Source organism: Nesterenkonia lacusekhoensis, assembly GCF_017876395.1.
In the GTDB taxonomy this organism is placed as follows: domain Bacteria; phylum Actinomycetota; class Actinomycetes; order Actinomycetales; family Micrococcaceae; genus Nesterenkonia; species Nesterenkonia lacusekhoensis.
On sequence record NZ_JAGINX010000001.1, the window covers coordinates 2149999 to 2170353 of the forward strand.

Here is a 20355-nt window from a genome sequence, read left to right on the forward strand (position 1 = left end):
ACCATCCATTTACTATTGGGGAACGCTTTCAAACTCAACGGAATCCCACTCACCGTCCAAGATGAGGCGGATTGTTTCGAAGGCTAGAGTATCCTCCTCCAAGTATCCCATGTCTTCGCCATCCCCATAGTAACGGCTGTGGCCAGTAACTGATTCGTACTCAGGCGGGTCCTGAAGGAACCCTCCGAATAGTTGATCCGGAACATCAGCCGTGAACACATAGCCACCGAAGCTGTCATCCGTCGGATCGATGCGGGGGGTGTTAAGCAAATTGTCTAGCGGAATCCCGAACGGCTGCCCCTGCCCCAGGTGCGCCCATTCATCATCTGCCGCTTCAGCAACAAACAGCGCAGGCTCACCTTGACCAGTCATCGCGATGTTGAGTTCATCGGCAGAAGAAGCCACATCCTCTGGAATGCCTGATGACCCCATGAAAACAACAGAATCCACATCATGATCGGTTCTCGTCAAGGCATGAGCTGTCATATTTGTGCCATACGAGTGGGCAACGATGTTGACGTCGATTTCGCTTTCTACATTTGTGTCCATGTGTTCAGCACGCGCCTCCTTTGAGTCGATACGACTGTCAATCGCGTAGGCGAATCGATAGCCGCCTTCATCGGCGCGTACATCATTCATGACCGAACCATCCTGACTCATCAATCCATCATGAGCATCCTCAAGATGTTCTTGAAGGTTCTGAATGTCCTCCCAGGTAATATTCTCCCAATCAACATTTCCTTCGCTGTCCATGAAGTCTTCCTGGACGCTTTCAGGGATAGTCTCATCGGTAGTGGGAGGCTCATAGCCCATCCAAGCAACGACTGCCTGATTTGAAGTATTGTCATACATTCTCTGGGCGTTATCAGTCTCAGTATCCATATTATGGGTCCCGCTATTCATACCCGGAGTACTGTAGGTGACCTCCGTATGTACGTCCGGGTTACCGATGGATATCTCGGCAAGGGGCTGCCTACTCTCATGCGGTGTTCCAACGTCCAGAGAGAGAAGGAAACGCTCTCCTTGGCCTTCCTGCTCCAAGGCCGCGTCTTCAATAGACTCCAGATTTTCGGCATACTCATCGTGCACGCCTGACTCTCTAATTTTATCCAGAGCATTCAAGTTCGCTTCATTACGTTTCCGACTCGGGACACCTTGAACATTCCCAGTAATGAGCGGAAGACTTGCGATAAGAGCGGCCTGTTGCGCTTCGCTCATGCCATCCCACCAGGCAACGCCATAGGCGCCATCAGGCCACTCCTGAAGATCTGCTTCTGAGGACGGCGCAGGCAGATTGTGAAGATTGGCGTCTTCATTTCGCTCAGCGAACTCCTCAATTTCCTCAGCGCTCATGTCGGCAATCTGATCGAGGAACTGCTGTTGATCTTCTCCTGTGGCGCCCTCAGCCATTGCGTCCCCATAGAGCTCTTCAGCTTCTTCCACTGCCTCGCTTGGGGAATCGCCTGCAGCAAGAGCGATCTGCCCCAAGTCGAACGAGTCTGCGAACCCACCACCTGGTGCTCCAGGCCGTGCGGACCCGTCCGCATAGACCCTCGGGATCTCCCAATCTCTTCCAGATGCGCCGTGCAGCGCCACGAGACGTCCGGAGATTCGGTTCTCAAGCGATCGCCAGTCCGAGTTGAAGTTCAACACGTCCTGGTTGTGCTGGTTGATGTCTTGCCTGAGCTGGGAGTCCTCGTCAGTCTCATCGTCGCTGATAAGGCCGAAGATATCGATCCTTGAGATTGCCAGGCGTGCTTCCAGGAGCCAAGCTTGAGTACGCAGGGATTCCGCTGTCTCTTGAAGCGGACGCCCTTCGGTGACGAAGTCCTGAATAATGTTGCCAGCCGAGTCCATCGTGTCGGCCCAGTCCTGGACCACACCGGGCACTTCGTCCATTGCCGACCATACAGTCTCCTGGGATGCGGGTTGCTTATAAGCAGCCTGCAAGCCTCCCCAGGAGGTCCCGACGTCAGACATCGAAGCCTCCACATCGGAAGAGTTGGTCTTCAACCCAGAAGCTGAGGAATCCAACTCATCCCACGGCACATCGACTTCGATCGGCGTGAGAATCGAAAGGGTGGGAGCTCCTGCATCATGCATCAGACATGCACCTTCAGCGGCTGTTGGACCGGATCAACCGACGAAAGTGCCATACCCGCGTTATCGTCCATCAGATCGTCCTGATCAGAAATTGCAGCAGAGGCCATCCCCACCGCATCAGCGCACGCCTGGGCGTAATCGGCCGCCCTGGTCCCCACCTCAGACCGCGACGACCACAGGGCCGAGAATGCTGCCGCCACATCAGCAGCAGTCCCGCACTGACCCTCAATGGCATTACCGTTCGTCGTGGCCTGACTGCCCTTCTCAGACATCGTGTCTGCCTCAGGCCAGACCTTCTCCAAGACTTCAAGAACGCCGTCGACGTCCAGATCAAAGCTGGTCATACCGTTCCGTCTGTTTCCTCTGTCCTTCGAAGAGATTGCAGGGGCGCGCCCTCACCTACAGCGCGGACGCGCCCCTGCCGATGCTGCCTCTGCCTCTGCCTCTGCTCAGCGGATCCCCGAGACCGCGTTCAGCGCCTGCGACCGAGCAGTCTCAGCACTGGTGTCATTCTTCTCCAACGTGTCCTTCACCAACCGGATGATGGCCTCAACCTCATCCGCAGCCTGATTCCACGAAGTCTCAATCGTGCGGTACTCCTCGTCCACCCCGTCTGCCTGGAAATCACTCATCGCCTGCTCGACCTGAGTGCGGCGAGCACCGATCTGGGCCTGCAGCTGACCAGCGATCTTGTTGATGTTGCCCTCAACGTCAGCAGAGACGTTGGTGTCATAGGAAATACGGTTCACATTAGGCATCTCTCAATCCTTCCCAGCGGCGCTCAGCCGACTGCCTTACCGAAGTTGGCTGCACCGAACTGCGCCATCGACTGTGCACCCGAGGAGTTATCAGCCAGCTCCTGATCCCCAGTCTGAAACGCCAGGTCCATACCGCCCTGACCCTCCACAATCTGACCCAGCCCACGATTGAGCTCATTGGCGACCTCATCAGCCCGCAGCTTGAACTCATCGAACTTCGCCCGACCAGAACCCTGGAAGACACCCTCCAGCGGCTCGACCGCAGACACGAACTCCCGGACCAGCTGACCCAGATCCTGCTGCTCATGCGAGGTCTGCTTGGTCAGACTTGAGAGGGTCTCAGCCCCCATATCAAACACTCCGCCCATAGCGGCACGCTCCCTTCGGATATCGACTGCTCGCCTCCTGGCAACACCCATCAGGTCGACTCAGAGACAGACACCTGACCAGCATCGCGTGCACCACCCTCCCAGACTTTGCAGCAGTCAAGTCAAGCCGAGAACAGCATCCTGAGCGAATTCCCACTTCAATGCCAGCTAGCGTTCAGCTTCATGGGGTGCCTGCAACGCGACATTCATCTCGGCAACACAATAAGTTCATCCGGCCTCCCTCAGTTCGCACCCATGCTGTCCTTATGGCTACCCTGATCCGGCGAACGGCTTTACTGAGCATGCCATGCAGGGAACAGCAACGGATGACGTCTGAACACTCACAGCGTCGCCGGCGTCGCGACGCTTCTGCCAGCTTCAACGACGCGGTGATCCGCCCCCAGGAGACCTCCTCCACCTCCCCTGCCCAGATCCCGCCGGAGCAGACGCCAGCACCACAGCAGCAGGAGCCTCAGCAGGCCCGGCAGCCCGACGCCGACGCCGACCTCTCCCCCGAGCATCAGCAGCGCCGCCGCGCACGTCGCGCCGAGTCCACGCCGCTGACCGCTCAGCCCGCCCACAAATCACCCCGGCAGCAGCCGGGCCAGCCGGCTCCACAGGCTCAGCCGCCCCACCAGGGGCAGCCCTACCCGCCGCAGGCCCAGCCTGCCCCTCATCAGCCGCAGCCGGGCCCGCACCAGCCCCAGCAGGCGCCTCACCAGCCTCCATACCAGCAGCCCGGACCGCCGCGCGACCATGCGGCACCCTCCCTGGCTGACACTGCGGTGCGCGGCCGACGTCGTTCCTCCCGCGCGGAGCGCTCCACCCGGCGCCGGAAGTTCCCTGTGGCCGGAGCCGTGGCCGCCGGAACGGTGCTGGCCATCGCGCTGGGCGCCGGGCTGTGGGCCTGGCCCTTCGGCGGGGATGAGGCCAGCGAGCCTGCCTCCGAGCAGGAGAACTGGATCGCCTCGGCCCCAGCGCTGAACCCCGCTGAGACCTCTCTGACCGATGCTCATACTGAGGAGCTGTGGACCCACAGCCTCAGCACCGAAGACCCTGCCTACTGGTTCGCGGCCGGCGCCGTCGTCATCGACGGTGAGGAGGGCGAGGTCGTCCTGCTGGACACCGAGATCGGGGACGAGATCGCCCGCATCCCGGTGGAGGGCGAGGTCCAGCACGTGGTGGAGTTCCTCCACGAGGACACCCCCGCAGCGGGGGTCTTCACCCAGGACCAGTTCGTGGCCGTCACCGCCGAGGGTGATGACCAGAGCTGGGATCTGGAGGAGGGCGAAGTGGTCCGCGCGCCGGGCACCACCCCCATGCTCACCACCGAGGACGGTGACACCTCCGCCCTGATCATCGGGGAGGAGGACCCCGTGGAGACCGAGGGCAACCCCTCCTATATCTCCGGGGCCATCGACGACAGCCTCATCCAGGTCATCCCGGGCGAACCCCGGGTGGCCCTGCTGCCGGTGACCGCCGATGAGGACTCCCCGCCGGCCTCCGAGGAGCTGCTGCAGGCACCCACCGACGGCGCCTCCTTCCTGCGCCACCTCAGCGTGGGCACCGGCCATTCGCTCAGCCTCTGGGAGGTGGACGACGAGGAGTACCTGGTGGTCCACAGCCTGGAGGAGGAGCCGGGCACGGTGACCTCCGCTGTGGCCGCCCCGGATGAGCCTGAGGCCTGGCAGGTGGGCCGCGGCATGCAGCTGGCCGTGACCGGCCCCTACGCCTTCAGCCTGGAGACCGGCGAGCTGACCGCCCGGCACCCGGACGCCACCTTCACCGGTGCGCTGGGCCCTGCCGCTCTGGCCGAGTCCGAGGGCAGCCGCAGCTTTGTCCTGGACGGCACGCAGCACTACGAGTCGGACCGGGTCACCGGCTACTCGGAGGACGGGATCGCCCTGATCCGCCGTCCCGATGGGACCTTGGCAGCGCTGAGCGGCGACTGAGCCGCAGCAGCTGCCCAGCACACAACAGACAACCGTACAGACCACATCCGTACCCACGACCACGAAGGAACAGACCAGGATGAATGAGACTCATCGCCGCCGCGCTCTTGCCGCAGCCGTAGTCGCAGGGATGACCTTCCCGCTGTCGATGTCCGCAGCCGTGGGCAATCCCGAAGAGGCCGAGGAGATCGAGCAGGCCGAGATCGAGCCCCGCGACGAGGAGCAGTCCGCCCAGTCCGATGACGACCAGGCCGACGACGCCGAGCAGGACGAGTCCGCAGACGAGGCACCTGAGGAGGGCACATCGGAAGAGGGCACCCCAAAGGATGAGGCCCCCGAGGACTCCGAGGGCGAAGAGGCCGCAGAGGAGGGTGCCCAGGACGAGGACGCTGAGGAAGCTCCGGAGGAAGAGCAGCAACCCGAGGAGGAGGCGCCGGAAGACGGTGCTCCCGAGGACGAAACCCCTGAGGACGACGCTCCCGAGGACGAGGCTCCTGAGCAGGATGAGGAGGAGCGTCCCGAGGAGGACGAGGAAGAGGACTCTGATGATGAGTCTGAGGATGAGGACTCCGACGACGAGGAGAGCCTCTGGAGCGAGCTGCCGGAGTCCTTCGACTACTTCGACGATGAGGACTGGGCGTTCTTCTACAGCAATATGGGCGACCTCTTCGCTGAGGACCGCGAGAACTGGGCCGACCTGGGCACCGGTTCCGGCCAGGTCGACTTCACCGAGGACCACACCGGCTTCTCCGTGGATGAGGCGGAGGACGGCACACCGTACAGTGTGAGCATCATCGGTCCCGACGGCACGCCTTACGGCGACACCTTCTTCGTCGAGAACGGCGAGCTCTCCGTGGACTTCGTCGAGCACTTCGGCCTGGAGCCCGGCGACTACAGCGTGGCCGTGACGAGCTCCTCGATGCCGTTCGACTACGGTGACTTCACCGTCCCGGAGCCTGAGGACGAGGACGAGAGTGACGACGAGGGCTCGGAGGACGAGGGCCCCGGCCAGGGTGAGCCCCCGCATGAGGACGGCGAGCACCCGGACCAGGGCGACCATGATGAGCACCCGGGCCAGGGCGGCCAGGAGGACGAGCACCCTGAGGACGACGGTCAGGACGACCAGGACCCGGGTGACCAGGAAGGCGGCTACCCCGGCGATGATGACCAGGAGCTGCCTGACGAGGAGTACCCCGGCCAGCAGCCGGGCGAGCAGGATCCGGGTCAGGAGACCCCCGGCCAGGAGCATCCTGAGCAGGAGGCTCCCGGCCAGGAGGAGACCCCGTCCGTGCCCGAGGAGGATGACGAGGACGAGGAGGATGCTGCCCAGGACACCCCTGAGCAGGAGGACTCCGTTCCCACTGAGCCCGGCGAGGCACCCTCTGACCTGGATGCCTCCGAGGACCCCGAGGCGCTCGAGCCCGGCCAGGACCCGGACGCTGAGGATGCAGCCACCCAGGACCCGGCCACAGGTGAGGACCCCGCCGCAGGTGAGGGCCTCGAGGACGAGCGTCCCGGACAGGGCGGCCTGGAGGGCGATGCCCCGGCGGAGGCCCTGGAGCCCGGTGAGGATGAGCTCGGCGACGACGCCCTGGCCTCCGGCCAGGACGGCATGACCGATATGGGTCTGGAGCCCAACGATCCCCTCGAGGGCGGCCAGCAGGACGCCGCTCAGCAGGAAGAGGATGACGAGGACCAGAACGAGTCCCCGGCGAACGAGCCGCTGGAGGATGACGAGGCCGAGAACTCCGCTCCCGCCGAGCGCGATGAGCAGTCCGAGCTGGCCGAGGAGGACGCCGAGGCCATGTCCGGCTGGGAGCGTACCTCCAGCAATGTCGGTCTGACCGTGGCCATCGCTGCAGGAGCCACGCTGGTCGGCGGGTTCCTGATCTGGTACTTCGGCCGCATGGCAGGCCGCGCTGGGAGCTGAACCGCGCTGACTCCCGCAGGCCGCTTTCGGTCTTGTGGTGCCTGGGCATAATGGTGGCCGGGAATTTTCTGGAGAACGGGTGGGCCCAGACACTCTCTGGGCCCTGAGAGGATCGTGTTTGTGAGCGTCGCCGAACGGACTGTCAGGTTCACCGCAGATGGGGTGCTGACCCTCGACGGCCAGACTGTCCAGATGCCTGAGGGCGTCACGGACCCCTATGAATACTGCCTGAACATCCTGATCCATCAGGCCCATGGCAGCGGGACGCCTGTATCGGTCCAGGCCATCGACGACCCCAGCGGCGAGTCCACGTTCTTCACGGTGATGCCCAACGGCGAGGTGCGCACCCACCAGCAGCCTGCCCACAATCAGCAGGCCCAGCAGCAGAGTCAGCACCAGCAGACGCAGCGGCCCGCGCAGCACAGCACGGCGCCGCAGCCGTCTGCCCAGCAGCCGTCATCTGCCCGGGCACCACAGGAACCAGCCCACGACGCCGACCGGCAGCCTTCCGCTCCGCCGGCACCTCCGCCGTTCGAGCCTGCCCAGCCTGAGGCAGACCAGCGCTCTGCTGATCAGCACCCGGCTGAACAGGACGGCGCTGAGCAGCATGCGGCTGAACAGGACGAGCCGCAAGTCGTGGAACATGCCTCGGCCGCGGCCGATTCGGAGGAGCAGTTCTCCGCCGAGGCCGCCCTCCCCACCAGCTCCGACCAGCCCGCCGAGGCTGAGGACGCTGCGGAACCCGAAGCAACTGAGGCCGCGCAGAGCGCTGACCAGGTCTCTTCGGAGACCCCTGCACAGCAGCCTGCTGAGCAGGAGGCTTCCGCTCCGTCACCGTCGCCTGCCCGGGCAGCTGACACTGAGCAGACATTCGCAGCAGGACACACTCCGGAGGCTGATCAGAGCTCTGCCTCCGAACAGACCTCTGCCGCAGAGCAGTCGCGGGCTGAGCACCAGGACAGCCCTGCAGACCCGGCCCCCGCTGAGGCCGCTGGGCCGACGGCCTCTGCAGAGACTCCGCTTCCCGAAGACCTGCAGCACACCCAGCCGCAGGAGGATCGCGGCGAGCAGGCACCTGCCGCTCCCTCCCCTGCCGAGCCGGCTGCCGCTGCGGAGCAGGACCCCACCACGCAGTTCACCGACCAGGTCACCCAGCAGACAGGGCAGACCGCGCCGGCCCCTGCCGCACCGCAGGGCGAGGACCTCCCCGAACCGCAGACTCAGCAGGAACCGTTCTCCTCAGAACCTCACGCCCAGCAGGACCCGCACCGCGCTGCAGAACCGCAGCCTGCGGCGTCGGGCCCTGATCTGGAGACCTCACCCACCCCCGGGGCCCCGGCCCCCGCTCAAGAACAGCACACCCCGGAACTCCACAACCCGGCCCGCGAATCCACCTATCCCACCCCTGCCCAGAACCTCCCACCGGCCGACTTCACCTTCCCGACCGCCGAGGAGCCCCTGCCCGTCCAGCCGATGGCCGGTCCCCCGCTGGACGCCTACGGCCAGGAGCCGGAGCTGGACATGGAGCCCAGCCGCCGCGAGCGCCGGCTGCGCGCCGAGCAGGAGAACTTCCTGGAGCAGGAGCGCGAACCCAGCCCGGGGACCTGGGCCAAGACCGTCGAGGTGCTCACCCTCGGGCTCAACAAGGCCGGCCCCTCCGCCGAGGAGCGCGAGCAGCAGGCCCGCGCCCAGCGCATCCGCCACCGCCTGACAGGCAGCCACAACACCGCCGTCCTGTCCCTGAAGGGCGGAATCGGGAAGACCTCCACCACAGTGGGCGTGGGCCACGCGCTGGCCGAGCACCGCGGTGACATGGTCTGCGCCGTGGACGCCAACCCGGACAGCGGCGACCTCGTGGAGCGCGCCCTGGGTGAGGCCGAGCTGCACAACCGCACCGGGCTGACCATCTCCGACGTGGTCAATGACGCAGACCAGATCAACAGCCTCACCGGGCTGCAGAACTACCTGGAGATCTCCGACCGGCTCTACGTCCTGGCCGGTGAGCAGGACCCCGAGCTCTCCGACTCGCTCACCGCTCAGGAGTACCGCCGGGTCCAGGACCTGCTCAGCCAGTACTTCGCGGTCACCCTAACAGACTGCGGCACCGGCGTCTCTCACCCGGCCATGGAGGCGGTGCTGGAGCGCGCCGACAACATCGTCATCGCCGCCGGCTACGCCATCTCCGGAGCCGAGCGCGCCCGCCGCGTGCTCACCTGGCTGGACGACCAGGGCTACAGCCACCTGGCCGATGAGGCGATCATCGTGATCACCGATAAGGACACTGTCTCCGACCGGGTCATCCCGGAGAAGATCAACGAGATCCTCGCCGGCCTCTGCCGCGGGCTCTACGTGGTCCCGCATGACCCGGCCGTGGCGGACGGCGACAGCGTCCGGGTCGACCAGCTGAAGCCGGCCACGCTGAAGGCCTACCGCGAGATCGCCGCGGCCATCGTGGACGGCTACCCCAGCCGGGACGGTGAACGGCATGGAGCTTGAACATGATGTACGGCTCCTGGAGTCGGAGAAGGTCCGCCGGCAGCGCCTGACCGATGCTTTCGTCTACGGGACCAACCCGCATGAGCAGATGCACCGGACCAATACGGTCCGGCTCATGTTCAGCATCCTGATCGCGGCGCTGATCGCCGCCGGCTGCGTGGGAGCCTCCTTCATCATGAACATGCTCGAACAGCGCCAGCAGGAGCGCGAGCAGCGGGAGAACCCTGCCGCCGTCGTCGTGGTGGACGACGACGCCGGCGCCGCAGCTGCGCTCCCCGCGCCCCACTCCCCCGCACGCCTGACCACTGCACCCGCTGCGGAAGGAGGCCTTCGGTGAGCGAGATCCATGTCTCCATGTCCCATATCCGTGTGGTCGCCGAGGACCGCCGGGCCGATCTGCGCGTCCCCACCGCCGCTCCCCTGGTGGACGTCTTCCCCACTGTGCTGGAGCTGCTGGAGATCCCCGCTGAGAGCCAGCGCCGCTTCACCCTGGTCACCGAGTCCAGCGAAGAGCTGGACATGGACGCCTCGCCCCACCAGGCCAAGCTGCGCGACGGCTCCGTGCTCTACCTTCAGGAGACCGAGGCCGTCTCCCCTCCCCCAGAGGTCTACGACGTCACCACGGTGGTGGCCTCGGACCGCGACTCCCACCCGTTGGCCTGGGAGCGCCACCGCGGTTGGGTGTCCGCCCTCTGCGCCGCCGTGCTGCTGACCGTGGGCGGGCTGATGAGCATCCACCACTCAGAGACCCGCAACGAGACCATCGGCGTGGGTGTGGCCGCCGCACTGCTGGCCGCCGGCGGCATCATGCTGGGCCGGGCCTTCCCCACCATCTCCCTGTACCTGCTGGGCAGCGCAGTCATCATCGGCGGCGCCCTGAGCTTCGACACCCTTGGAGCCTGGGAGGGCTCGCTGATCGCCGGCGTCGTACTGGCCGCCGCCTTCCTCGGCGCGGCGGTGGCCGGGCACCTGGCCCGCCCGAACATCGTCACCGGATCGCTGCTGCTGGCCCTGCTGGGCTCGATCCATCTGCTGCACACCTCCGGAGTCTCCACCATGCTCTCGGCGGGGATCATCGGAGTGGTGGCCCTCTACCTGATGGGTTCGGCGCCCCGGATGGCCGTGGGGCTCTCCGGGATCGACTCGCTGGACACCTCCAAGCGCAGCGGCGAGCGCATCTCCATGGCCGAGGCCGGCCAGGCCCTGCTGCGCGCCCACGGCAGCGTGGCCGGAATCTACCTGGTCATGGCCCCGGCCATCGGCGTCAGTGCGGCGGTGCTCGCCCATGACACCGAGCAGCGCATCTGGACCTTCCCGCTGTGCCTGGTGCTGACCGTGGCCCTGGCCCTGCGCGCCCAGAGCGTGCCGATGCTGCCCGAACGCCTGGCGATCAGCTTCGCCGCAGTGGGTGCAGTGCTGGGCATCACTTCCGCCGAGCTGAGCGGGGACCACCATCACTGGGCCCTGGCAGCGTTGGTCGGACTGGCCGGCGTCGTGCTGCTGCTGACCTCTGTGAGCTGGAAGGCCACCCAGGGTGCGCAGTTCCGCATCTGGGTGCGCCGCGTGGAGCTGCTCTGCGCGCTGGCCAGCGTGCCCCTGGCCCTGGGCATGACCGGACTCTACGGCGACCTCTTGGACACCTTCTGATGACTGACCAGCACAGGCCACCCTCCTCCGGCTCCGCCCGCGCACTGATGGGCTTCGGCAGCGCCACAGACACAGCGCCCGACGCCGACCCCTCACCTGCCCAGCCCCCGGAGCCCGCCCCGACACCGGCGGCGGCACCGGTGCACCGCACGCTGTCTCCTCAGCGGCTGACCCATGAGATCTACGAGTTCCTCAGCGGATCCAAGCTCTCCCGGGAGCTGCAGACCCACTGGGAGACCATCCGGAAACCCGCCGTGAGCGGACGCCGGGTGGGGCTGCACGGGCTCCACGGCGGCGTCGGGACCACCACGGCCGCCACGTTGCTGGCCCAGGCGCTCTCCTCAGTGCGCGCCGAGCCGGTGCTGATCCTGGACCTGGCAGCCCATCGCTCCACCGCCGCCCAACGTCTGGGCGCTGAGGACCGCTCCCTGGGCAAGGTGCTCACCCAGCTGCTGAAGCTGCCGCCCAACAGCAACCCCGAGCGCGCCCGGGAGATCCTGGGCCTGGACCAGGGCGGCGTCAGCTGCCTGAGCCTGGGTCCTGACCAGCGGTTGAAGGAGGATCACTGGCGCCGACTGATGGGGACGCTGTCGCGTTCGGTGCCCTTCACCGTGATCGATCTGGGCAGCGGATATATGACCCCGAACGCAGCCAAGGCCGCCGGGCACTGCCACACCGTCATCTCAGTCTCCGCACCGGGACGTCAGGAGCCCCAGGAGGAGCCGGATGCACATCTGGCCGATCATCTGCAGCCACGCACCCCGGTGCTGAAGCTGCTGTCGAAGAACTCCACCCGGCGGCGTCAGCTCGGCGGTCATACCGTGACCATGCCCTGGGATCCGCGGGCCGCCCTGGACGGTGAGTGCCGGGCCGAGAAGCTGCGACGCCGCAGCCGCACCGCCCTGCTCAGGCTGACCGGCCGTGCCGCGGAGGCGGTGCTGTGACCAGACAGGTCATCCACCGCCCGGCCCGCAGCACCACCCCGCCGAATATGCCTCCGGGACATACGGTGGCCGAGCCGCCCGCCCTCTCCGGGAACACCGGCATGAACGTGATCATGCTGATCCCCATGCTGGGCGCGGCCGCCTCGGTCACGGTGATGACCATGTTCCGCGGCTCCTCCATGGCCGGCATCGGGGCGATCATGATGGTCACCACGGTGATCGCCGGCATCGCGATGATGGTCTCCCAGCGCGGCAAGTCCGCGCGGAACCGGCAGAACCAGCGCAAGCAGTACATGGACTACCTCAAGCGGCAACGGACCTCCATGGAGGCCGATGAGGAGCGGCTGCGCGCCGAGCACCACCACGCCTATCCCGACGCCCAGCAGCTGCACCGGATCATCATGGACCCGCTGCGGCTCTGGGAACGCCGGCGCGCGTCCCAGGACGCCTACGCCCCGCGGGTGGGCACCGCCCCGCTGCCGATCAGCGACTTCCGGATCCAGGGCGACGCCGACCAGGTGGAGGCCCCAGACGCCTTCATGCTCAATGAGGCGCATCTGCTCAAGGAGCGCTTCGGCTCCATCCCGAACATGCCCTTCCTGCTGCCGCTGCGGAACGCCGGAGTGATCAGCTGCCTGGGTGACCGCGAGTCCCAGCTGCTGACCGTGCGGAACATGTTGCTGCAGCTGTGCACCACCCACTCCCCCGAGGACCTGATGGTGGTGGTCCTGACCGATCGGGCCCACCAGCAGGACTGGGACTGGGTGAAGTGGCTGCCCCACGCCCAGGGCAAGGACGCGCCGCTGACCTTCACCACCTACTCCTCCCTGGTCCAGACCCTGGCCCCGGAGCGGGAGCGGCGGATGCAGACCGTCATCGAATCCCAACAGTCCTATACCAAGATCCCCGCCGACGCCCACTCCCGGCTGCTGATCATCAGCGACCAGCCCAGCCGCGAGGCGCACTCGGTGTGGGAGGATGCCCCGGCGGATCTGGGCGGCCTGCACACCACCCATATGCACCTGCTGGCCTCCCAGGAGCTGGAGCCCGAGCGGGTGGACATGCGGGTCCGGGCCGAGGACGGGTCCATCCGCGCCTGGTACCAGGGCGCACTCCGCGAGGGCGTGTTGGATACGGTCAGCACCGACTACGCCGAGTCCATCGCCCGGCAGCTGGCCCCGCTGCGGCTCTCCGCCGACAGCCACGAGCACTCGGAGCATAAGCGTATCCAGAGCCTCTCCTCGTCCTGGGGCGTCCCCGGCTTCACCCAGAAGGAGCTGACCTCGGTGTGGGGCAAGCGCGGCACCGCCGACTTCCTGCGGGTCCCGCTGGGCGTGGACGACGATCAGGCCCCGGTCCACCTGGACCTGAAGGAGTCCGCCCAGGGCGGTATGGGACCCCACGGGCTCTGCGTGGGTGCGACCGGCTCCGGAAAGTCCGAGCTGCTGCGCACCCTGGTGCTCGCACTGATGGCCACGCACGGCCCCGAGGACCTGACCTGCATCCTGGTGGACTTCAAGGGCGGCGCCACCTTCGCGCCCTTCAAAGACGCCCCGCAGACCTCCGGTGTGATCACCAACCTGGCCGATGACACCGCCATGGTGGCCCGTATGCACGACAGCCTCCAGGGTGAGCTGATGCGGCGCCAGGAGCGGCTGAAGGAGGCCGGGAACCTGGCCAATATCACCGAGTACCGCAGGCTGCACAAGGCAGGGCAGATCGAGGGCGAACCCATGCCGCATCTGTTCGTGTGCATCGACGAGTTCGGTGAGCTCATGGCCGCCTATAACGACTTCAACGATCTGTTCCAGCAGATCGGTCGCACCGGACGCTCCCTGGGCGTGCACCTGCTGCTCTCCTCCCAGCGCCTGGAGGCCGGTACCCTGCGCGGGCTGGAGAACCACCTGTCCTACCGGATCGCGCTGCGCACCTTCTCCGAGATGGAGTCCCGGACCGCGATCAACCGTCCCGAGGCCTTCAACCTGCCCTCCCAGCCCGGTTGGGGCTACCTGAAGGTGGACACCACCGTGTTCAGGAAGTTCCGCGCCTCCTACGTCTCCGGGCCCATGCCACCCTCCGACGACGACATCGAGGGTGAGGCCGAGGAGCTGGAGGCCGACCAGATCCGCGTGGAGTCCTTCGGGCTGTTCGCCGGGTCCGGAAAGTCGATCCTGGTCGGGGACGGCGCTGGGTCTGAGGATGGTTCTGGTGAGGCTGCCGAGCCGGCGTCGGGAGCTGCTGATCCGGCGTCGGGAAGTGTTGAGAAGGAGCCGGAGAACGATCCGGCCCCGCCAGTGCCCGAGCTGGACGAGCCGATGATGGTGGACACGATGGTCGGCGAGATGGCCCCGATCCCCAGTGCAGTCTCCCCGGTGTGGCTGCCGCCGTTGCCGGACTGGATGAGCTTCGCCCAGCTCGGCTATGAGCTCGAACAGCGCGAGACCGGCCCGGCGCTGCCCGGAAAGGGTCCGCTGGGACCGGTGGTCGGCGTCCTGGACGACCCGGCCCACCAGTGGCAGGGCCCGTGGCACCTGGACCTGACCAGCCGCGGCGGACACATCAGCATGCAGGGCGGACCGCAGAGCGGACGCTCCACCGCACTGCGCAGCATCGGTACTGGACTGGCGCTCTGCTGCACGCCGTCCGAGGTGGCGATCTACGGGATAGACCTGACCGGCTCCGCGCTGAAGCCGCTGGAGAACCTGCCACATGTGGGCGGCGTCGCGAGCCGCAAGGAGGCCGAGAAGGCGCGGCGGACCGTGGAGGAGATCCAGCAGATGCTCGATGAGCGCGAGGCGCTCATGGCCCGGCACGGCTGGGACAGCTTCGCCGAGGTGCGCCGGGCGCGCGGCACCGAGGAGATCACCACGGATCTGGGCTGCGACGTGGTGCTGCTGGTGGACGGGTTCATCCGCACCCGCGATGAGCGCGAACCGCTGGAGGCCGGGATGAAGGACATCCTCAGCCGCGGCGCCGCCATGGGCGTGCATGTGATCGTCACCGTGAACCGTCCCGGAGATCTGCGCGCCGATGAGCAGGCCGCCTTCGGCAACTCCATCGAGTTCGCGCTCAACGAGCCGCGCGACTCGCAGATCGACCGCAAGAAGGCCGAGCAGATCACCGGCGACCGGCCCGGGCGCGCGCTGACTCAGGACAAGCTGATCGGGCACTTCGCGCTGCCCAGCCTGGAGCAGGACGCCATGGGCACCGCCGCCGAGCAGACCACGCTGGTCAACAGCCTGGACTTCGGCGAGACCCCGGTCCGGCAGGTCCGCGTGTTGCCCCAGCTGGTGGAGCACACTGCGATGGAGGTGCCGAAGAATCCCGGCACGGTCTCCCTGGGACTGCGCGACGGCGACCTGCGGCCCGAGGAGCTGGCGCTCACCGGCCGCGACCAGGGCCTGATCATCTACGGCGACACCCAGACCGGACGCACCTCGGTGCTGGAGTCGATCGTGGTCCAGCTGATGCAGCAGTACGATCCGGCGGATATGAAGCTGGCGATCTTCGACCCGCGCCGGCTGCTGGCCGATGTGGCCCCGGAAGAGTTCGTGGGCGGCTATGCGAACAACCAGGAGATGTACGAGCGCATCCGCGGCGGGCTGGCGGCACGACTGGCCGAGCGGCGGACCATGTCGGCCGAGGACCTGGCCGGGGAGCCCCACACCTTCCTGATCGTCGATGACTACGACATCCTCAACGCCGCGATGCCGCGCCCGCTGGAGCCGCTGATGCAGCATGTGCCCAGCGCCCCGGACATCAAGTTCCACGTGGTGCTGGCCCGCCGGTACTCCGGGATCATGCATGACCCGCTCTCCGAGGCGGTGCGTGCGGTGGGCGCGCCCTCGCTGATGCTCTCCGGCGATCCCTCTGAAGGGCCCGTGGTGGGCCGCGTCCGGCCTGAGCTCATGGGCCCGGGTCGCGGCAAGCTCATGCGCCAGGGCCGCAGACCGCGCTACGTGCAGACCTACCTCTCCGAGGGGGCTCCGGCCCGGCACATCGATGCCTGATGTGCGGTCAGGTGAGGTGACCGTGCGTGCCTGAGATGAGCCGCCGGCGTCGTACCCTCACCCGCGTTTTACCAACCACTTCTCAAAATACCCCTGCGGATCCGCAGGGGTAATCTGAATCTGCCTTGGTAAAACGGGGGTGCGGTGGGATGGGTACGGTGCCGTGCGGTGGGTGCGGAGCGAGGCTGGGAGAACCCCCGGGGCACGCCAAAGATCACCTCTTCATCACAGATCAGCCGGGATCCGCGCCTGCGATGGGACCCGATCGCTCTGGGTTGCTAGGCTGAGCCAGACGTCACGCTGCCCGCAGGGACGGAACGGGCAGCCGCAGGAATACAGGGGATCTTGAGCAGATGAGCCACCACGGATATCCATTCGGCGACGAACAGCCGCCGGGCCAGCCGGGTCCTGCGGGCCCGCCTGCCGGTCCCCCGGCACCCCCTCATCACACCCAGCCGCCCCATCCCCACCAGCACCCCTATGCCCAGCCGCCGGCGCCCACCCGGAAGAAGGGCAGCGGGCTGATCTGGGCCGCCTGGGGCAGTGCGCTGGCCATCACCCTGCTCATCGGCGGGGTCATCGCCTGGCAGGTCGACGAACAGCTCTACACCACCGAAGCCTCCGCGGAGAACTACTGGGAGGCCCTGCGCTCCGGCAACGGCGCCGAGGCCCTGGGCTACCTGGACTCCGTGCCTGAGGACACCGGCGGCGACGCCGTGCTCCTCGACGGCGAGCCCCTCTCCCACAGCGCGTCCCTCATGGAGGGCATGAGCTTCACCGAGGGCACTGAGAGCGCCTCGGTCAGCTTCACCGCTGACGGCGAGGAGTATGAGACCACGCTGCCCATGGTCGACGCCGGCACGCATTGGCTCGTCTTCGACGACTGGAGCATCGCCCCGGAGGCGGTGACCGACCTCGAAGTGGAGGTCCCCGGCTCGGATGCCGCCGGCGTCGGGCAGATCGAGGTCAACGGTGAACCGGTGAACCTGGAGGACGAGTCCGTCACGCTGAGCACCTTCCTGCCCGGTGTGGTCGAGTTCGGCATCGACAGCCAGTGGCTAGGCGGCACGAGCACTGAGGTCATCACCCCGGAGGAGGGCGCCGACGCCGACGGCGAGCCCACCGCCCAGCAGCTCACCCTGGAGCTGGAGGCCTCCGAGGAGGCCGAGGAGGTCCTGCACAACGAGGTCGAGTCCTTCCTGCAGGGGTGCGCCGAGCAGCAGGTACTCATGCCCTCCGGCTGCCCCATGGGCATCGAGACGCCCAACCAGGTGGACTCCGAGACCATCAGCTGGGAGATGCCCGAGGCCTCGGACACGTCCCTGAGCTTCGCCGCCGACGGTTGGGAGGTCTCCGGCCTGGACATGACCGCCACAGTCACCTTCGACTCCTTGGACCACCACGACGGTGAGGAGCTCGAGGAGAGCCACGACGTCCCCTTCCGGCTGGACGTGCAGGTCGGTGCTGACGGCGAGGAACTGATCATCGGCGTCACAGGTGAATGACATCGGTGAGTGAGACAGCCCCGCCCCGCGACCCTGCCGAGTCGCGGTCCCCGGTGGACCCGGTCATTCTGGAGAGCTATGGGCTCAATGCTGTCCAGGTGGCCGAACGGCAGCGCCTCGACCTGGACAACGTCCAGCCGCACACCACTTCACGGTCCATCGCGGAGATCCTCCGCACCCACCTGATGACGCTGTTCAACCTGATCATCGGCGTCTGCGCCCTGATGATCATCATCCTGGGCCGCTGGTTGGACCTGCTCTTCGCCGTAGCCGCCGTGGCCAATGTGATCATCGGCCTGGTCCAGGAGTACAGCGCCAAGCGCAAGCTCGATGCCATCGCGCTGTTGCATCAGGACCATATCCGGGTGCTGCGCGACGGCACCCTGATGAGCGTCCACCGCGAGCAGATCGTCCTGGACGATGTGGTGGAGCTGCGCCGCGGGGACCAGATCCCCGCCGACGGCATCGTGATCTCTTCCCGCGGGCTGGATGTGGACGAGTCCATCCTCACCGGTGAGGCGGACCCGGTCCCCAAGCGCCGCGACGACTACATCCTCTCCGGCACCGCAGCGCTGGCCGGCACCGGGCGCTTCGTGGTGACTGCCGTGGGCGAGAAGGCCCATGCAGTGAAGATCGCCACCGAATCCAAGCGCTACCAGAAGATCAACTCCGAGCTGCGCCGGGCCCTGGAGAAGGTGGCCTTCTGGCTGTCCATGGCGCTGCTGCCGATCACCGCGGTGGTCTTCAACGGCCAGATGCAGGCCCACGGCGGCTGGTCCGAGGCGATCTCGCAGGGCTGGAGCGACGGCGCCTGGCGCGACGCCATGGTCACCGCCGTCTCCTCGGTGACCGCGATGATCCCCGCCGGACTCGCCCTGATGACCACCATCGCCTTCGCTGTGGCTGCGGTGAAGCTGGCCCAGACCCAGGTGCTGATCCAGGAGCAGCCCGCCGTGGAGATCCTGGCACGGGTGGATGTGGTCTGCTTCGACAAGACCGGCACCCTGACCGACGGCACCGTCGCCTTCCACAGTGCGGCCCCGTTGGACCGGCGCGGCCTGCCCACCACCTGGAGCCAGGACCCCAGCTCAACCGCCATCGCCGGCACCGAGCCGTGGCAGCAGGTGCTGGCCTGGTTCGGCAACGATGAGCTGGCCAACCCGACGGCGGCAGCCCTGCAGGTCCCGTTCCATGCCCTGCCGCGGCACCATGCCGCCTTCCAGGTCCAGTTCTCCTCAGCCCGCCGCTGGTCTGCAGTGACCTTCGCCGACGACGCCGGCGAGCTGGCCGGGCACTGGGTGCTCGGCGCCCCGGAGATCCTGTTGGACCCGGTGGTGGCCGGAGGCATCGAGGCCGAACAGCTCTTCGCCCACACCGATGCGATCGCCGCCCAGGGGCTGCGCACCATGGTGCTGGCCCGTGCCCCGCTCTACGAGACGGTGGTGGACGGTGCCTCCGGGCCGCTGGGCCGGGGCGAGCGGCTGCCCAACGACCTCTACCCGGTGGCGCTGCTGACCTTCAAGGAGAACGTCCGCTCCGACGCCAAGCAGACCCTGGAGTACTTCCACAGCCAGGAAGTCGGCCTGAAGGTGATCTCTGGGGACCATCCGCGCACCGTCGCCGCCGTGGCCCGTGAGGTGGGCATGCAGGTCGACGGCGACGGCGTCGATGCCTCCCGGCTGCCCCAGGACCCGGAGGCGCTGCGGGCGGTGATGTCCACCCATTCGGTGTTCGGGCGGGTGACCCCGGAGCAGAAGCGGGCCATGGTGGAGGCGCTGAAGGCCAACGGCCATGTGGTGGCGATGACCGGCGACGGCATCAACGACGCCCTGGCCCTGAAGAAGGCCGATCTGGGCATCGCCATGGGCAACGGGGCGCCGGCCACCAAGGCCGTCTCCCGGATGGTGCTGCTGGACGGGAAGTTCGACCGGCTGCCCGATGTGCTCGACGAGGGCCGGAAGGTCATCGCCAACACCGAACGGGTGGCCCACCTGTTCCTGACCAAGACCGCCTATGCGCTGCTGCTGGGGCTGTTCTACGCGCTGATGTTCTGGGAGTTCCCGTTCCTGCCGCGCCAGTTCTCCACCGTGGACTTCCTGATGCTGGGCTGCCCGGCGTTCTTCCTGGCGCTGATGCCCAACACCCGCCGGTATCGGCCCGGGTTCCTGCGACGATCTGTGCTGTTCTCCATCCCCGCTTCCCTGGCGATATGCCTGGCGGTGATCCCGGTCAGCCTCTTCGGCCGGGTCTTCGGGGACACCGCCCCTGGGATCCAGACAGCCTCCACCCTGTGCCTGACCGCCGTCGGGCTGTGGGTGCTCAATGTGGCCCTGCGGCCGCTGAGCGTGCCGCGGATCATCCTGATCAGCTCCATGTACGTGCTGCTGGCGCTGGTGCTTCTGGTGCCGATCTCCCAGCAGTACCACCTCTTCGCCATGCCCAGCGCCGAACTGCTGGCCGCCTCCTTCGTGGCCGCAGTGCTCGGCAGCGGGCTGGTGGAGCTGGGATGGCGGCTCTACGCGGCCAGGGTGGAAGCCCCTTCAGCCTCCCAGGAAAACACCTCGGCAGAGACACCGCCGCTCCCTCCGCGAACCTACTGAGAGGACTGACCGGAGAGGATCAACCCCTGATCTGGTGGCGGA

Annotated in this window: 13 protein-coding genes; 9 read left to right on the forward strand and 4 right to left on the reverse strand. The window is 66.9% G+C overall.

The features are described 5' to 3' along the window. Positions 1 to 12: 12 nt before the first annotated feature. The 4 genes from JOF45_RS10150 to JOF45_RS10165 form a co-directional block, all read right to left on the reverse strand. Positions 13 to 2103, reverse strand: a complete 2091-nt coding sequence (locus JOF45_RS10150) for an alpha/beta hydrolase (RefSeq protein ID WP_210049526.1) — start codon at positions 2101 to 2103, stop codon at positions 13 to 15. Next, positions 2103 to 2447: a hypothetical protein gene (locus tag JOF45_RS10155; RefSeq protein ID WP_210049528.1), complete on the reverse strand. Its 345-nt coding sequence runs from the start codon at positions 2445 to 2447 to the stop codon at positions 2103 to 2105. Before JOF45_RS10155 ends, JOF45_RS10150 begins: the two co-directional genes overlap by 1 nt. A gap of 105 nt (positions 2448 to 2552) precedes the next feature. Continuing rightward, the gene (locus JOF45_RS10160; protein ID WP_210049530.1) at positions 2553 to 2861 is read right to left on the reverse strand and encodes a pore-forming ESAT-6 family protein; all 309 of its coding nucleotides are present in this window, start codon (positions 2859 to 2861) and stop codon (positions 2553 to 2555) included. Between the two features lie 23 nt (positions 2862 to 2884). Then, on the reverse strand, positions 2885 to 3211 hold the full coding sequence (locus tag JOF45_RS10165) for a hypothetical protein (RefSeq protein WP_188682434.1): 327 nt from the start codon (positions 3209 to 3211) through the stop codon (positions 2885 to 2887). 344 nt (positions 3212 to 3555) lie between these two features. On the opposite strand from JOF45_RS10165, the gene JOF45_RS10170 reads away from it, so the two are divergent. The 9 genes from JOF45_RS10170 to JOF45_RS10210 all read left to right on the forward strand — a co-directional run bounded on the left by JOF45_RS10170 (position 3556) and on the right by JOF45_RS10210 (position 20313). Continuing rightward, positions 3556 to 5181, forward strand: a complete 1626-nt coding sequence (locus tag JOF45_RS10170) for a PQQ-binding-like beta-propeller repeat protein (RefSeq protein ID WP_210049532.1) — start codon at positions 3556 to 3558, stop codon at positions 5179 to 5181. Between the two features lie 79 nt (positions 5182 to 5260). Beyond that, positions 5261 to 7111 carry a putative sodium/potassium/calcium exchanger gene (locus JOF45_RS10175; RefSeq protein WP_210049534.1) on the forward strand — a complete coding sequence of 617 codons (1851 nt, stop codon included), beginning with the start codon at positions 5261 to 5263 and terminating at the stop codon, positions 7109 to 7111. 120 nt (positions 7112 to 7231) lie between these two features. Beyond that, positions 7232 to 9607 (forward strand): nucleotide-binding protein, encoded by a 2376-nt coding sequence (locus tag JOF45_RS13645; protein WP_342591462.1) that lies wholly within the window; start codon positions 7232 to 7234, stop codon positions 9605 to 9607. Then, on the forward strand, positions 9597 to 9944 hold the full coding sequence (locus tag JOF45_RS10185) for a hypothetical protein (RefSeq protein WP_210049537.1): 348 nt from the start codon (positions 9597 to 9599) through the stop codon (positions 9942 to 9944). The genes JOF45_RS13645 and JOF45_RS10185 overlap by 11 nt, the downstream gene beginning before the upstream one ends. Continuing rightward, positions 9941 to 11254 (forward strand): type VII secretion integral membrane protein EccD, encoded by a 1314-nt coding sequence (eccD, locus tag JOF45_RS10190; RefSeq protein WP_210049539.1) that lies wholly within the window; start codon positions 9941 to 9943, stop codon positions 11252 to 11254. The genes JOF45_RS10185 and eccD overlap by 4 nt, the downstream gene beginning before the upstream one ends. Continuing rightward, the gene (locus JOF45_RS10195; protein ID WP_210049541.1) at positions 11254 to 12198 is read left to right on the forward strand and encodes a MinD/ParA family ATP-binding protein; all 945 of its coding nucleotides are present in this window, start codon (positions 11254 to 11256) and stop codon (positions 12196 to 12198) included. Before eccD ends, JOF45_RS10195 begins: the two co-directional genes overlap by 1 nt. Then, positions 12195 to 16208, forward strand: coding sequence for a type VII secretion protein EccCa (eccCa, locus tag JOF45_RS10200; RefSeq protein ID WP_210049543.1), 4014 nt, complete (start codon positions 12195 to 12197; stop codon positions 16206 to 16208). The genes JOF45_RS10195 and eccCa overlap by 4 nt, the downstream gene beginning before the upstream one ends. Positions 16209 to 16561: 353 nt before the next feature. Next, positions 16562 to 17713 (forward strand): zinc ribbon domain-containing protein, encoded by a 1152-nt coding sequence (locus JOF45_RS10205; protein ID WP_210049545.1) that lies wholly within the window; start codon positions 16562 to 16564, stop codon positions 17711 to 17713. Between the two features lie 5 nt (positions 17714 to 17718). Continuing rightward, positions 17719 to 20313 (forward strand): HAD-IC family P-type ATPase, encoded by a 2595-nt coding sequence (locus tag JOF45_RS10210; RefSeq protein WP_342591463.1) that lies wholly within the window; start codon positions 17719 to 17721, stop codon positions 20311 to 20313. The last annotated feature ends 42 nt before the right edge of the window (positions 20314 to 20355 follow it).